Annotated in this window: 12 protein-coding genes, 1 pseudogene and 1 CRISPR repeat array (1 of these 14 running past the window's edge); of the genes and pseudogenes, 5 read left to right on the top strand and 8 right to left on the bottom strand. The window is 74.2% G+C overall.

Annotation, left to right across the window (positions count from 1 at the left end; genetic code table 11):
• Nucleotides 1–248 precede the first annotated feature (248 nt).
• Nucleotides 249–1,055: a GNAT family N-acetyltransferase gene (locus SH587_RS11700; protein ID WP_320670793.1), complete on the bottom strand. Its 807-nt coding sequence runs from the start codon at nucleotides 1,053–1,055 to the stop codon at nucleotides 249–251.
• Nucleotides 1,056–1,101: 46 nt separating this feature from the next.
• Between SH587_RS11700 and SH587_RS11695 the strand changes: the two genes are divergently transcribed.
• The gene (locus SH587_RS11695; protein WP_320670792.1) at nucleotides 1,102–1,770 is read left to right on the top strand and encodes an SDR family oxidoreductase; all 669 of its coding nucleotides are present in this window, start codon (nucleotides 1,102–1,104) and stop codon (nucleotides 1,768–1,770) included.
• Here SH587_RS11695 and SH587_RS11690 read toward each other — a convergent pair.
• From SH587_RS11690 to SH587_RS11660, 7 genes are all read right to left on the bottom strand, one after another.
• Nucleotides 1,767–2,381 (bottom strand): rhomboid family intramembrane serine protease, encoded by a 615-nt coding sequence (locus SH587_RS11690; protein ID WP_320670791.1) that lies wholly within the window; start codon nucleotides 2,379–2,381, stop codon nucleotides 1,767–1,769. The two genes, SH587_RS11695 and SH587_RS11690, sit on opposite strands and share 4 nt — an antisense overlap.
• Before the next feature lie 49 nt (nucleotides 2,382–2,430).
• Nucleotides 2,431–3,546, bottom strand: coding sequence for a carboxylate-amine ligase (locus SH587_RS11685; protein WP_320670790.1), 1,116 nt, complete (start codon nucleotides 3,544–3,546; stop codon nucleotides 2,431–2,433).
• 47 nt (nucleotides 3,547–3,593) lie between these two features.
• Nucleotides 3,594–4,310, bottom strand: a complete 717-nt coding sequence (locus tag SH587_RS11680; protein ID WP_320670789.1) for a flavodoxin family protein — start codon at nucleotides 4,308–4,310, stop codon at nucleotides 3,594–3,596.
• 33 nt (nucleotides 4,311–4,343) lie between these two features.
• Nucleotides 4,344–5,486, bottom strand: a complete 1,143-nt coding sequence (locus SH587_RS11675) for a C40 family peptidase (RefSeq protein WP_320670788.1) — start codon at nucleotides 5,484–5,486, stop codon at nucleotides 4,344–4,346.
• 48 nt (nucleotides 5,487–5,534) lie between these two features.
• Nucleotides 5,535–6,542: a trypsin-like serine protease gene (locus tag SH587_RS11670; RefSeq protein WP_320670787.1), complete on the bottom strand. Its 1,008-nt coding sequence runs from the start codon at nucleotides 6,540–6,542 to the stop codon at nucleotides 5,535–5,537.
• Between the two features lie 56 nt (nucleotides 6,543–6,598).
• The gene (locus SH587_RS11665) at nucleotides 6,599–7,804 is read right to left on the bottom strand and encodes a transglycosylase SLT domain-containing protein (protein ID WP_320670786.1); all 1,206 of its coding nucleotides are present in this window, start codon (nucleotides 7,802–7,804) and stop codon (nucleotides 6,599–6,601) included.
• Nucleotides 7,805–7,959: 155 nt separating this feature from the next.
• Entirely contained in the window at nucleotides 7,960–9,297 is a 1,338-nt protein-coding gene (locus SH587_RS11660) for an RtcB family protein (protein ID WP_320670785.1), read from the bottom strand.
• 161 nt (nucleotides 9,298–9,458) lie between these two features.
• On the opposite strand from SH587_RS11660, the gene SH587_RS11655 reads away from it, so the two are divergent.
• The 4 genes and pseudogenes from SH587_RS11655 to SH587_RS24650 form a co-directional block, all read left to right on the top strand.
• A complete protein-coding gene (locus SH587_RS11655) occupies nucleotides 9,459–9,899 on the top strand; it encodes a tautomerase family protein (RefSeq protein ID WP_320670784.1) in 441 nt (146 codons plus the stop codon).
• 161 nt (nucleotides 9,900–10,060) lie between these two features.
• Complete coding sequence (locus SH587_RS11650) at nucleotides 10,061–10,201, top strand: hypothetical protein (protein ID WP_320670783.1); 141 nt, start codon at nucleotides 10,061–10,063, stop codon at nucleotides 10,199–10,201.
• A 195-nt stretch (nucleotides 10,202–10,396) separates the two neighbouring features.
• On the top strand, nucleotides 10,397–11,398 hold the full coding sequence (locus tag SH587_RS11645; RefSeq protein WP_320670782.1) for a coiled-coil domain-containing protein: 1,002 nt from the start codon (nucleotides 10,397–10,399) through the stop codon (nucleotides 11,396–11,398).
• A gap of 294 nt (nucleotides 11,399–11,692) precedes the next feature.
• Nucleotides 11,693–11,842: pseudogene (locus SH587_RS24650) on the top strand (HNH endonuclease); the annotation flags it as partial.
• Nucleotides 11,843–12,124: 282 nt separating this feature from the next.
• Nucleotides 12,125–13,346: direct repeats of the CRISPR family, unit length 36 nt; unit sequence GCTTCTACGAAGAGGCCGCAGAACGACCTGTACGAC; it runs 860 nt beyond the window's last position.

Here is a 13,346-nt window from a genome sequence, read left to right as displayed (position 1 = left end):
GGCCGGTCGCGGTCACCGCTGCTGGTCGGTGGGATCGTCGGCAGCGCCGCCGGCGAGCCGCGCCGCCTTCGCGGAGGGGCAGTAAGGGGAGAGGGGGCGGGGCCGGCGCGCCCGGTGTGACGTTTCGGTCGGCGGGCGTCCGGAAGGTGACGGTGGGCGGCGGAGCGCACGGCCCTCCCGGCCCGATGCCACGTTCCGGTCACCGGCAGACCGGAACGTCACATCCGGCGGCCGCCGCACCCAAATCCCTACGGCCGAATCGCCTGCACCGTCCGCCCGACCGGCAGGAAACCCAGCCGCCGGTACCAGGCCGCCGGGCGATCGGCGGGGTCGGCGAGCAGGCCGACGCGGCCGACGTCGCGGGCCACGGCCAGCTCGGCGACCGCGGCGAGCAGGGCGGTGCCGACGCCGCGGCCGCGGTGGCCGGCGGCGGTCACCAGGTCGTCGACCTCGACGTGGAGGCTGGCCAGGTGGACGACCACCCCGCCGAGCGGCTGGCCGTCGGCGTCGCGGGCCAGCAGGTGGGTGACGTGGCGGGCGGGGGCCAGGCTCCACTGGGCCGTGACCTGGCGCCGCTCCTCCTCGTCGCCGTCGCCGGCCGCCGTCGCGCGGACCGGGATCGCCGCCTCGGCCGGCTCGGCGGCGACCGTCACCGCGGGCTCGGCCGCCGGCGCCACGGCCGTCCGCTCCCGCAGTTCGACCGGGTCGACGGTCAGGACCTCCAGCGACAGCGGCACCAGGTCGGCCGCCACCAGCGCCTCCTGCATCCGCTCGGCGTCGGCCAGCGAGCGCAGGTCGACCGCCCGGTGGGCCAGCCCCGCCGCCCGGTGCGCGGCGTCGATCCCCGCCACCACCTCGTCCGCCGCCAGGTCGCCCGCTCGCGGAACCACCTGCGCGCGGTTGACCGCCCACACCCTGGGAACCGCCGGGGTGGTCAGCATCCAGCCCCACGGCGTCCGCTCCGCCGCGGCCGCCCGCTGGCGGACCGCCCCCGCACCGTGGCCGACGATCAGCTGGCACCACCACTGGTCGCTGCGCTGACCGCCCGGACGCATCGCCGGCACGTTAGAGCCCGCCGCCGCCACCCGCTAGCGTCGGTCCATGGACATCGCCATCGCGGGAGCTCACGGCCAGATCGCCCGTCGCCTCACCCGGCTGCTCGTCGCGCGCGGCGACAGCGTCCGCGGGCTGATCCGCAACCCCGACCACGCCGCCGACGTCCGCGCCGACGGGGCCGACCCGACCCTCTGCGACCTGGAGTCCGCCGCCGTCCACGAGGTCGCGCTGGCGATCGAGGGCGCCGACAGCGTGGTCTTCGCCGCCGGCGCCGGGCCCGGCAGCGGCGCCGAGCGCAAGGCCACCATGGACCGCGACGGCGCGCTGCTGCTGCTCGAGGCGGCGATCTCGGCCCGCGTTCCCGGCTACGTGATCGTCAGCTCGATGGGGACCGAGGACCCGCCCCAGGACGACGACGTCTTCAGCGTCTACCTGCGGGCCAAGGCCGCCGCCGACCGCGCCGTCATGGACAGCGACCGGCAGTGGACCGTGCTCCGCCCCGGCGTCCTGACCGACGACCCCGGCAGCGGCCGCGTCCGCCTGGCCCGGCGCGTGCCCCGCGGCCCCGTCTCGCGCGACGACGTCGCCGCGGTCCTGGCCGCCGTCCTCCACGACCACCGCACCGGCGGCCGGATCCTGTCGCTGGTCGCGGGCGAGGACCCGATCGACCAGGCGCTCGAGGCCGCCCTGACCGCCGACCCCCGCGACGACTAGGCCGCGGGCTTGCGCTCGCGCTGCTGGGTCAGCAGCCAGGCGGCCACGACGCCGCCGATCGCCCCGAACAGGTGCGCCTGCCACGAGACCCCCGGCCGCGGGATCAGGCTGAACAGGAACGAGCCGCCCCAGACCACCGCCACGACCACGCCGACGGCGATCTCCAGCAGCCGGCGGCTGAAGATCCCGCGCGCCAGCAGGTAGGTGGCGTAGCCCAGCACGACCCCGCTGGCGCCGACGGTCAGCGAGTTCGACGGCGCGGTCAGCCAGGTCCCGATCCCCGCCACCAGGCCCACGATCACCGTCACCAGCACCACCCGCATCGCTCCGCTCAGCGCGATCACCGCGCCGAGGATCAGGAACGGGATGGTGTTGCCGATCAGGTGGCCGAAGCTGCCGTGGAGGAAGGGGCTGAAGAGGATCCCGTCGAGCCCGTCGACCGCCCGCGGCCGGATCCCGTACTCGTCCAGCCGGTGGTCGGCGATCGTGTCGATGATCTCGACGACCCACATCAGGGCCGCCATCGCCCCGACGACGTAGAGGCCGGTGGTCCGCTCGTCGCGGGCGGAGGTGCCCTTGGCGTCGGGCCGGCCCGTCAGGTCGCTGCTCATGCCCGCAACGATCGCGCATCGAGCGGCGGGGCGCCAACCGCCACCCGCTTCAGCGGCCGACCGTGGTGGTCACGATCTCCGCCATCACCTCGCGCAGGTCGCGGTTGGTGTCGTAGATCAGCACCTGGCGGTCGGCTCCGGTGCCGCGCTCGATGATGTCGGCGACGCAGTCGAACGCGTCCTCCGACCCGAGCTGCTGGGCGTGCTCGCGAAGCCGGTCGAGCAGCCGCCGCGCCAGCTCGCGGGTCGCCACCCGGTCGCTCGACGGCAGGTCGACCAGCTCGCCCTCCAGACCGTGGATCGCGGCCAGGTACTTGTTCTCGTCGAGCACCTGCCACGGGTAGTCGCCGAGCGCCGTGCCCTCGTCGTGGTGGGCGGCCAGCTCGTGGACCATCGCCTGGATCAGCGCGGCCAGCGCCAGCGTGTGGTCGACCCGGGTCTGACCGTCGCAGACCCGCACCTCCACGGTACCGAACTTCGGCTGCGGGCGGACGTCGTGCCAGACGTAGGTCGGGTCGCTCATCACCCCCGACCGCATCATGAACTCGACCTCGCGCTCGTAGCGGTCCCAGCTGCCGTAGGCGATCGGCACCCCGATCCGCGGGAAGGCGCGGAAGATCGGCGTCCGCGTCGACGCCAGCCCGGTCCGGTCCCCGCGCCAGAAGGGCGAGTTCGCGCTCAGCGCCAGCAGGATCGGCAGGTGGACCCGCATCCCGTCGGCGACGTGGATCGCCTGGTCCGGGTCGTCGATCCCGACGTGCACGTGGAGCCCGAACAGCAGCTCCTGGCGGGCGACGAAGCGCAGCTCGCGGACGAGGTCGCGATAGCGGTCGCGGGCGGCGATCCGCTGGTCCTCCCAGAGCGCGAACGGATGGGTGCCGGCCGAGCCGATCGTCAGTCCGTTCTCGGCGGCGCGGGCGGCGACGTGCGACCGCAGCGACCGCAGCTGCTCGCCGGCCTCCGCGGTGTTACGGGTCGGGTCGGTGGCGATCTCCAGCACCGATTCCATCAGCTCCGGCTTGACTTCGCCGACCGGCGCTTCGCCGAGCAGCGATTCGACGGCGGAGACCAGGCCGTAGCCCTCGGGATCGACGATCATCAGCTCCTCCTCGATCCCGATCGAGAAGGGCGTGCGCCCGGGGGCCGCGCGGAAGGCGTGCTCCATGAGGCCGAAGGCTAGAGGGAGCAGTGGCGGCGACGCGACGGACGGCCTCAGCGGCGGTACTCCGGGTTCTCCCAGTCGAACCGCTCGCCGGCGTCCCAGGCGCTCCGCTGGTTGCCGTGGGCCGGGATCCCGCCGGCGTCCTTCAGCAGCCGCGCCAGGTGCAGCAGGTTCCAGGTCATGAAGGTGGTGTTGCGGTTCGTGAAGTCGTTCTCCGGCCCGCCCGAGCCCGGATCCAGGTAGCTGGGACCGGGGCCGGCGGGGCCGATCCAGCCGGCGTCGGCCTGCGGCGGGATCGTGAAGCCGACGTGCTGGAGCGAGTAGAGGACGTTCTGCGCGCAGTGCTTGATCCCGTCCTCGTTGCCGGTGATCAGGCAGCCGCCGACCTTGCCGTAGGTGGCGTACTGCCCTGCGGCGTTGAGCAGGTGCGAGCAGGAGTAGAGCCGTTCGATCGCCCGCTTCATCACCGAGCTGTTGTCGCCCAGCCAGATCGGCCCGGCCAGCACCAGCACGTCGGCTGCCTCGACCTGGGCGTAGATCTGCGGCCACTCGTCGGTCGCCCAGCCGTGCTCGGTCATGTCGGGCCAGACGCCGGTGGCGACGTCGCGGTCGATCAGCCGCACGACCTCGGTGGTCACCCCGTGGGCGTCCATGATCCGGCGGCTGGCGTCGATCAGGCCCTGGGTGTGGGAGGGCTCGGGCGAGCGCTTGAGCGTGCAGTTGAGGAACAGCGCGCGCAGGTCGGAGAGGTCGGGGAGGGCGGTCATGACGCGACCGTACCCTCCCCGGCCCGCGCCGGATCAGACCGTCAGCGCACGATGCGACGCGCGCTTGGCCTTCTTCTTCTTGGCCGCCTTCTGGCCGACGCCGCGGTCGCGCGGCTTCTGGCCCTTGCGGAGCCCGTACTTGCGGTCGAGCTTCCTCCGCAGCCGCGAGTCCTTGGCCGCGTAGGGCCGCAGGCCGCCGGCTCCGGCGCGGACGTTGCCGACCCGCACGATCGCCACGATCGGCCGGTAGTTGAGCGCGAACGTGTGGGCACCGACGTGGCTCGGCGAGTCGGTGTTGCCCTCGACGGTCATGATCTGCCCCTGCGGCCCGCGCCCGCGGACCAGGCCGACGTGCTGGACCCGGCGGCCGCTGCCGCCCCAGTAGAAGAGGATCATGTCGCCGCGGCGGGCCTGGTCCTTGGGGATCACCGAGAGGCCGTTGGCCCCGGTCAGGGCGTCGGTGTAGATGTTCTCCGTGTAGGCCATCCGGGCCCGGTTGAGGGCGAAGCCGCCCTGGTTGAGCGCGGTGTAGGCGAAGATCCCGCACCAGGCGACGCAGCAGTTGAAGCCGAAGGTGCGGTTCCAGCCCGGCTGCTCGCCGCCGCACTGGCGGGTGCCGATCTTGCTCTCCGCCCACGCGACGGCCCGCTCGGCCGCCTGGGTCCGCGCGTCGCCCGACGGCGGCGGCGGAGGCGGGGGAGGCGGCGGCGGGGTTCCGCCGGCCCCGGGCGGGCTGCCCTTCGCGCCGTTGCAGTCGGGCACGCCGGCGAAGCTGCCGTCGTTGTCGCCGCCGCTGGCGCTGACGCCGTTGACCCAGCCCCACTTGTTGTTGTCGGCGAGCGTGAACGCCCACCACGTGTTCCAGTACGGGCCGGAGCTCTCGCGGCGACCGCGCTGCTGGCAGATCACCCAGTTGGCGCCCTTGTGCAGGTAGCCGATCCGGCTGCCGGCCGGGTTGAGGACGGGCGATCCGCCGGTCTGGCCGTTGCCGGCCACCCACCACTGGCAGCTGAACTTGCCGCCGGCGATCGGGGAGCAGGGGATCTGGGCCGGCGCGGCGCTCGCCCGCGGGACGACGGCGAGCGCGGTGGCGACGGCGAGGACGAGCGCGAGCAGGACGATCCTCACGCTCGGACGGAGCGCGGCGTTCGGGCCGCGGGCCTGGATCTCAGGCATCGGTGGTTCCTCCTGGTGGGGGGATGGGGATGGGACGGGGGAAGACGGTCAGCAGGAGCGGTAGACGGCGGCGTCGGCGACCCGCTGGCGGGCCTCGGCGCGGCGCAGCGCGCGACGGCCCGCGCGGCCGTGGCGGTGACGGGCCCGGCGGACCGCGGCGCGGGCGCGGCGGGCGGCCGAGCGCCGCTGCGGACAGCTGCGCGGCGGGCGGCCCTGGGGCGGCTCGGGCGCGTTCTGGGCCGCCCGCACCCAGTCGATCACCGGGCCGGTCAGGGGGGTCAGGACGCTGGTGTTCGTCTGCGAGCACTGGTCGGCGCCGACCCCGCCGGAGACGACCGCGACCTGGGTCAGCAGCCCCAGCGACGGGGTCCAGGCGAAGACCGGGGCGCCGCTGTCGCCGGAGCAGGCGTTGCCGGTCTCGGCCCGCTCGATGCCGGGGATCGGCGACGGCACCGCGCAGCTCTGGAAGGCCGAGCGGCGGCCGTCGACCGCGACGTCGGCCGGGCAGCCGGCGCCGGCCAGCGCGGCCCGCTTCAGCAGCTTGCTGGCGTGCAGCTCGGGGGCGCTGCCGTCGGGACCGGGCGGCGGCGAGAGGGTGGCGCCGAAGCCGCTCAAGAGCAGCCGGGCGCCAGGCGCGACCAGGGCCGGGATCTGGTCGGAGGGGGCGATCGCGGCCAGCGGCTGGGCGCTGGTCCGGTCGAGGGTCAGGATCGCCACGTCGGCCCGCCCGTTGGCGTCGGCGGGGCCGAACTGGACGCCGATCCCGCGCCGCTGCTGGAGGCGGCGGCTGCGGTTGGGGTTGCCGATCACGACGCTGGTCCGGCGGGCGACCTCGGCCGGCTCCGCCTGGTCCTCCTCGAAGCAGTGGGCGGCGGTCAGGATCAGCCGCGGGGTCAGCAGCGCGCCGCTGCAGACCTGCTCGCCGGTCGAGAGCTTGGCGGTGGCGGGGGCGAAGCCGCGCGGAGCGACCTCGCCGCCGACGATCGCGTGGGCGGCGGAGGGGCCGACGAGCGCGAGCAGGGTCGCGGCGGCGAGAAGGGGCGTGCGGGGGCGCATGGTGGTGGGGGTGCGGTCACGGCCGGCGCGGGCCGACCGCGACCGCGGGTGGGGAATCAGCGGCGGCGGGCCTTGGCCTTCGTGGCCGACCACCAGAGGGTGCGCTTGCCCGACTGGCAGGACACGGCCCGCAGGGCCTTGCCGTGGCGGGTCGGGTCGACCGTGCAGAGCCAGCTGTCCTTGCCGGCCCTCACGACCAGGTCGGAGGCGGCCGCCTTCGCCTGGCGGATCGCGCCCTGGCGGTCGAGCCGGGCGGCGGCCTTGCGGGCCTGGGCGCACTTCTGGCCCGACCCGTTGACCGCCAGCCGCAGCCGGCCGCTGCGGGTCGTCCGGCAGCGGGTCGCCGTCGCGGCGCCCTTGAGCTGGGCGGCGGCGTAGGGCTTGTAGCGGCCACCGGCGAGCACCGAGGCGACGCCGGGGATGTTCACCACCGAGCCGTAGCGGCGGATCCCGTAGTTGAGCCCGGCGAAGATGTTCGCCGCCGGGTCCTTGATCGCGTTCGGCAGGTTGGTCGACCGGCGCCACTGGAAGGTCGACGGGATCACCTGCATCAGCCCCTGGGACGGCTGGCCCTTCTGGGCGTTGGAGTCCCAGTTGTTGATCGCGTTCGGATTCCCGCCGGACTCGTGGCGGATGATGATGAAGACGTTGTTCACCATCGCGTCGGACTGCGGCTGGCCGAGCATCCCGAGCACGCAGCGGACGACCGGGGCCCAGCGGGTGACGCTGTCGCCGGCGCCGGGAGCGCTGCCGCAGGTCGACGGCTGCGGCGGCGGGGGCGGGGTGCCGGGACCGGGCGGCGAGCCGCCGCCGGGCGCGTTGCCCTTCGAGCCGTTGCAGTTGGGGACGCCGCCGAAGACGCCGTCGTTGTCGCCGCCCTTGGCCCAGACGGCGTTCACCCAGCCCCACTTCTGGTTGTTGGCCTGGGTGAAGGCCCACCACTTGTTGTAGTAGGCGCCGGAGCGCTCGGAGCGACCGGCCTGCTGGCAGATCACCCAGTTGGTGCCCTCGTTGAGGTAGCCGATCCGCTCGCCGGCGGGGTTGAGGACCGGCGCGCCGGCGGTGATGCCGTTGCCGGCGGGGTAGAACTGGCAGTTGAACTTGCCACCCGAGGGCGAGCAGGGAATCGCGGCGGCGGCCGACGCCGAGCCGGCGGCGACGCCCGACGCGAGCGCGGCGAGCGCCAGCGCGAGCAGGGCCCGGAGCGAGCGCGCCCGCGGGCGACCGACCGGCGGGGCGCCGGCGGCGGGAACGTGGGACATGGGGGTCTCCTGGTGGGGGGACGGGAGGCCGGAGCGCGCCGCCCCACGCCGGGGCGGCGGGCCGGTCGGCCGGGGCGAGGGGACGCTCGCCACCGTCCGCGACGATAGACCCGCGGGACCGCCGGATGGTGCTCGATTTCGCGAACGGTCCAGGCTCAGTCCTTGAACGGGTCGACCGTGTCCGCCGGCGCCATCGCGACCCCGATCGGCGTCAGCCGGTGGAGGACCTCGATCGTGTCGGCGTGGGCGGCCAGCACGTGGTCGAGTCGCTTGTAGGCCGCCGGGGCCTCGTCGGCCGCGCCGCCGCGCAGCTCGATCCCGCCACCCGACAGCTCGGCCTGGACCGCGGCGAAGTCGATCGCCCCGGTCTTCACCCGTCCGCGCCGCTTGACCATCCGGCCGTCCGGGTGGTCGCGGCAGAGCGTGAAGCGGTCGTTCTGGGTCAGCCCGGCCCGCTCGCGCGCGTCGCGGAACTGGCCGATCGAGACCCAGAACGGGCAGTCCCGCGACGAGCACTCCATCCGGTTGGCCATCCGGCCGGCGGCCTGGGTCCGCGACATCACCCGTCCCGCCCCGTGGACGGTCGAGGCCAGCAGCTGGTCGGTCGCCGCGCCCTCGCGGCCGCGGAGGATCACCGACGGCTCGCCCATCGTGGCGCCGACGAACCCCTCCTGGCCCGGGAACGCCGGGGTGCAGCCCTTGCGGACGACCCAGGCGTCGACGCCGTGGTGGCGCTCGCGCCAGGCGTAGTTGTGGTGGTTGTGGACCTCGTGGGTGCTGCGGGCGCCGAGGATCTCCAGGACCTTGTCGACGACGACGTCGCGGCCGGCGTAGGCGTAGGCACCGGCCAGCTCCATCGCGGCGATGTAGGCCTGGCCGATCTCGGAGTCGACGGCGAAGAGGGTCGGCGGCGCGTCCATCTCCCCGTCCGGCGAGCGGTCCTTGAAGGAGCCGCCGGCCGCCATCGACAGGAAGCCGGAGGCCGTCTTGTGCCCGAACCCGCGCGAGCCGAAGTGGACCCCGACCCAGGCGAACCCGTCGTCGCCCGCGAACAGGTCGACGTAGTGGTTGCCGGCGCCGACGGTGCCGAGCTGGTTGCGGGCCGACTGCACGAGCGACCGCTGCGGCCGGAAATCTGCCTGCGCGATCTGGTCGAGCACCGGGTGGTCGACCGGCTCGTCGTTCTTGCGGCCCATCCCGAAGGAGATCCGCGCGAAGACCTCGTCCATGATCTTGGGCAGGATCGGCAGCAGGTCGTCGGTCCGCACGTCGGTCCGGACGGCCTTGTTGCCGCAGCCGATGTCGTAGCCGACGCCGGAGGGCGAGATGTGGTCGGGGTAGGCGATCGCGCCGCCGATCGGCTGCGAGTAGCCGACGTGGCCGTCGGCGCACAGCACCCCGGCGATCGCGTCGCCGGCCTGCGCGCACCGCTCGAGCTGGCGCACGGCCCGCTCGTCGACGTCGCCACGGACGGTGATCGGGATCTCGATCATGGGCCGAGCATGGCGGGCGCCGGTGGCCGGCGCGACGGGCGATCGGGAGCGGCGGGGCGGTTCGAGCCCGCCCCGGCCGGTTGTACTATGACGCTCTGCATAGTACGGTCCGCGCCACGTCGACCGTCATCGGGGCGGTCGCCGATCCGAGGAGCATCGCGATGCCGATCATGGACCTCACCTACCCGCAGGGCGCGCTCGACGACGACGCGCGAGCGCGGCTCGCCGACGAGCTGACGACGATCCTGCTGCGGGCCGAGCGGGCGCCCGACAGCGAGTTCTTCCGCAACGTCACCTGGCTCTACGTCCACGAGCTGCCGGCCGAGCACGTGATCGCGGCCGGTCGACCGGTGGCGGCGCCGACCTTCCGGCTGCTGGTGACGACGCCCGAGGGCGCGCTCTCCGACCGCCGGCGCCAGGAGCTGGTGGCCGAGGCGACGACCGCGATCCGCGAGGCGGCCGGGATCCCCGAGGCCGAGGCGCTGCGGGTCTGGGTCCTCTGCCGCGAGATCGCCGAGGGCAGCTGGGGCGCCGGCGGCCAGGTCGTGGCCTTCCAGGCCCTGCGCGAGGCGGCCGCCGCCGAGCGCGAGAAGGTGGCGTAGGACGGGGGCGGGGCGGGGGCTGGGGCGCGCCGCCCGGATGTGACGTTCCGGTCGCTGAGGGACCGGAACGTCGCATCGGGGAGAAAGGATTCGAACCCTTCGGGCCCGTTGCCCGAAACCGGGTTGCGATCCGCCGTCGCGCCCTCTAGGTTGATCGAACCATGTTCTCGACCTGGCTCAGCCCCGTGCGCGCCTCCCACGCCTTCGCCGGCGTTGGGCAGCCGCTGCATGCGCGGCCGCGGGACATGAAGGCTCGCGCGAACGGCGAGCACCGGTTCACGATCACGCGTACCGGCAGCTAGCGGGAGGTCATGCAGATGGCTCCCGCGACGTTCGCGGGGGCCACGGCCCAAGTCGACCGGCAACACGCCGAGCGGCGACGGGCAGCATGGACCCGCGACTCAATCATCAACGCGATCCAGGAATGGGTCGCCACATACGACGAGCCGCCCCGGGCGGCCGACTGGAACCCCTCGTCCGCGAAGTGGTCCGGCCAGATGTGGCGCGTCGAGCGCTACCGCGACGGTCGGGCCGACGGGTCGGCGTGGCCGTCGCTGAACGCCGCGAAGCGGCCGTTCGGCGGCTCGCTGGCCGCGGCGATCCGGGCGGCGGGCTTCGAGCCGGCCAAGCCGGGACCGCGGCGCCGGAGCGACGTCGATCCCGCCCAGGCCGACCGGCTGCAGATGCCGCCGGAGGTCCGGGTGCTGCTCGACGCCGCGCTGGCGGAGGCACGCGACGCCGAACGGCGTGCGGGCGCGCTGGAGGACCGGCTGACGCGGGCGCAGGAGCGCGCGCGGACGCTGGCCGACGAGCGCGACGCCGCCCGCCGCCAGGCGAGCGCGCGTCTCGCCCGTGAGCGGATCGCCGAGGACGCGAACGTCCTGCGGGCCGAGCGTGCCGTCCGGCGGACGGCGCGCCAGGCCGAGGCGGCGCGCTCCGACGCGACCGAGGCGCGGACGGCGGCCAAGCGGCTGGCGTCCCGGCTCGAGCGGGCCGAGGCGAGCGTCACGAGCCTGCGCGGCGAGCGGCGCGAGCTGCGCGCACAGCTGGACGAGGCCCGGGCGGAGACGTCCGCGCTCGACGAGCTGCTGCGGGCGGCGCGGGCCGAGGCCGAGCGGGCCTCGCGGACGGCGCGTGCCGTGCGACAGGCGGGGTCGGGCGAGCGTCCGGCCCCGGCGTCGGCGGCCGCGGCGGTCGCGGTCCGGGACGCGCTGGCCGAGGCCGCGCGCGCCCGCCGTGACGCGGCGGCGGCCGAGCGGCGGGCCACCGAGGCCGAGCGCGCCCTGCGCGAGACGGTCGCGGCGGTCCACGGCGAGGCGCGGCGGCTGACGCCGGACGAGCTGTCCCAGCTCCGGACGACCGGTCCGGCGGGGCCGGTCGTCCTGGCCGAGGCGCTGGCCGAGCTGACGACCGCCCGGCGGAACGCGAACCCGCACGCCCTCCGCACCGCGCTGCGCCGGGTCGCCGAGTCGGCGATCACCTGGCGCGAGCGGCTCTGAGCGCCGGGTCCCGGGGCGGTGCGCCGCCCCGGGACCCGACCGACCGGGCCGCGCTCGTCACGCGAAGAAGGCCCGTCGCCCTGGCTGCGGCCCCGAATCCCGGGGACCCGCGGTCCGGCGGCGGGCGCCCTGACCACCCGGACCGGAAGGCCCGGAACCATGACGACCCTCGACCGCTTCCTGCGCGAGGACGCGGGCACGCCGCTCGGCGTCGGAATGCCGAGCGGCCGGCCCCTGCGCCTCGACGGGGAGCGCCACTACGACGCCTGGCTGCGGCTGCTGCGGGCCGACCCCTGCGCCTACTGCGGCGCGCGGACCGGGACGGCGCGGACGATCGACCACGTCGAGCCGCGCTCGCGCTCGACCCGCGGGATCGGCTCCGCCCACGGCTGGATCAACGTCGTCGCCGCCTGCCAGCGCTGCAACGGCGCCAAGGCCGACCGGCCGCTGCTGCTGTTCCTGCTGACGCGGCGGGCGGGCGGGCGGCGGAGGCGGGGACGGACGCGCGGCCGCGAAATCCCGACCTGTTCCCACCCCGGTCGCGTTCGGTGACTGGGGTGGGCAGGACTCGGTCGCTGCATCGACGTTGTTGTCGGGCGGTGCAGTTCGTCGGGGCGGCTCGGGGCGCGGGTGGCGCTGGGTGCGGCGAGCGGTGACCTGCCTGTGCGAAGAGCGGAGGCCTGAACGACCGCCGGCCTCTGCCGGGCGGGGCATGACCACGCGGGCACTTCTACGAAGAGGCCGCGACGCGACCTGTACGACGCCCGCTGGATCGCCTCTGCCTGCGGGTCCAGGAAGCTTCTACGAAGCGGTCGCAGAACGACCTGTACGACGGGGTCTGGGTCGAGTGGTCGCTCGACGAGGTCCTGCTTCTACGAATAGGTCGCAGAACGACCTGTACGACCACGTCGCCGCCGAGAGCCGCTCGGGGTTCTGGCTGCTTCTACGAAGAGGCCGCAGAACGACCTGTACGACCAGCCGCATGCAGCCGACCGCGCCGTGGTCGCGGACGGGGCTTCTACGAAGAGGCCGCAGAACGACCTGTACGACCGCGGTCCATCGCCTGGGCGAGGTACCGGCGGGCCTGTCGCTTCTGCGAAGAGGCCGCAGAACGACCTGTACGACCACGCCTGGACCCGGACACCGAGGTCAGGGTCTTCGTGCTTCTACGAAGAGGCCGCAGAACGACCTGTACGACGTGGCCGAGGCCGCGGTGGCATCCGTCGCGCGCATCAGGCTTCTACGAAGAGGCCGCAGAACGACCTGTACGACGCCGCACCCAGTCGGCGCGAGCGCCGCGGGACTCCTGCGAGCTTCTACGAAGAGGCCGCAGAACGACCTGTACGACCGTCCAGGCGACGCGATACTGGCGCACCTCGCCGCGGCTTCTACGAAGAGGCCGCAGAACGACCTGTACGACGTAGTCGATCTCGCGCAGCAACGAGCTGGTCAAGCCCTTGCTTCTACGAAGAGGCCGCAGAACGACCTGTACGACGACGTGGTCGTCCTGATCGGACCCGTCGTACTGCTCCCGGCTTCTACGAAGAGGCCGCAGAACGACCTGTACGACCCAGCTCGCGGTCGGCGTAGATCTCGGGCTTGGCGTAGCTTCTACGAAGAGGCCGCAGAACGACCTGTACGACGACGCGCAGCCCGCCTCCGGCGATGCTCCGAGAGAGCTTCTACGAAGAGGCCGCAGAACGACCTGTACGACGGAGCTGGCGCTCCAAGAACGCCATCGCGCCGGTCGTGCTTCTACGAAGAGGCCGCAGAACGACCTGTACGACTCCATCGCCTCATCCAGCACCAGCAGGTCGCACGAGCTTCTACGAAGAGGCCGCAGAACGACCTGTACGACTTCGACGGCGCGTGGTCCGGAGGCTCGGGCAGCGCTCGGCTTCTACGAAGAGGCCGCAGAACGACCTGTACGACGACGATCCCGGTCTCG

Source organism: Patulibacter defluvii, from assembly GCF_034096925.1.
Lineage (GTDB): Bacteria > Actinomycetota > Thermoleophilia > Solirubrobacterales > Solirubrobacteraceae > Patulibacter > Patulibacter defluvii.
The sequence above is the reverse complement of the archived record's forward strand: the minus strand, read 5'-3'. Positions and strand labels throughout refer to the sequence as shown.

Bases quoted from the DNA above. Each gene is read 5' to 3' on its own strand.
- SH587_RS11700 (WP_320670793.1), bottom strand. From the start codon at position 1,055: ATGCGTCCGGGCGGTCAGCGCAGCGACCAGTGGTGGTGCCAGCTGATC.
- SH587_RS11695 (WP_320670792.1), top strand. From the start codon at position 1,102: ATGGACATCGCCATCGCGGGAGCTCACGGCCAGATCGCCCGTCGCCTC.
- SH587_RS11690 (WP_320670791.1), bottom strand. From the start codon at position 2,381: ATGAGCAGCGACCTGACGGGCCGGCCCGACGCCAAGGGCACCTCCGCC.
- SH587_RS11685 (WP_320670790.1), bottom strand. From the start codon at position 3,546: ATGGAGCACGCCTTCCGCGCGGCCCCCGGGCGCACGCCCTTCTCGATC.
- SH587_RS11680 (WP_320670789.1), bottom strand. From the start codon at position 4,310: ATGACCGCCCTCCCCGACCTCTCCGACCTGCGCGCGCTGTTCCTCAAC.
- SH587_RS11675 (WP_320670788.1), bottom strand. From the start codon at position 5,486: ATGCCTGAGATCCAGGCCCGCGGCCCGAACGCCGCGCTCCGTCCGAGC.
- SH587_RS11670 (WP_320670787.1), bottom strand. From the start codon at position 6,542: ATGCGCCCCCGCACGCCCCTTCTCGCCGCCGCGACCCTGCTCGCGCTC.
- SH587_RS11665 (WP_320670786.1), bottom strand. From the start codon at position 7,804: ATGTCCCACGTTCCCGCCGCCGGCGCCCCGCCGGTCGGTCGCCCGCGG.
- SH587_RS11660 (WP_320670785.1), bottom strand. From the start codon at position 9,297: ATGATCGAGATCCCGATCACCGTCCGTGGCGACGTCGACGAGCGGGCC.
- SH587_RS11655 (WP_320670784.1), top strand. From the start codon at position 9,459: ATGCCGATCATGGACCTCACCTACCCGCAGGGCGCGCTCGACGACGAC.
- SH587_RS11650 (WP_320670783.1), top strand. From the start codon at position 10,061: ATGTTCTCGACCTGGCTCAGCCCCGTGCGCGCCTCCCACGCCTTCGCC.
- SH587_RS11645 (WP_320670782.1), top strand. From the start codon at position 10,397: ATGTGGCGCGTCGAGCGCTACCGCGACGGTCGGGCCGACGGGTCGGCG.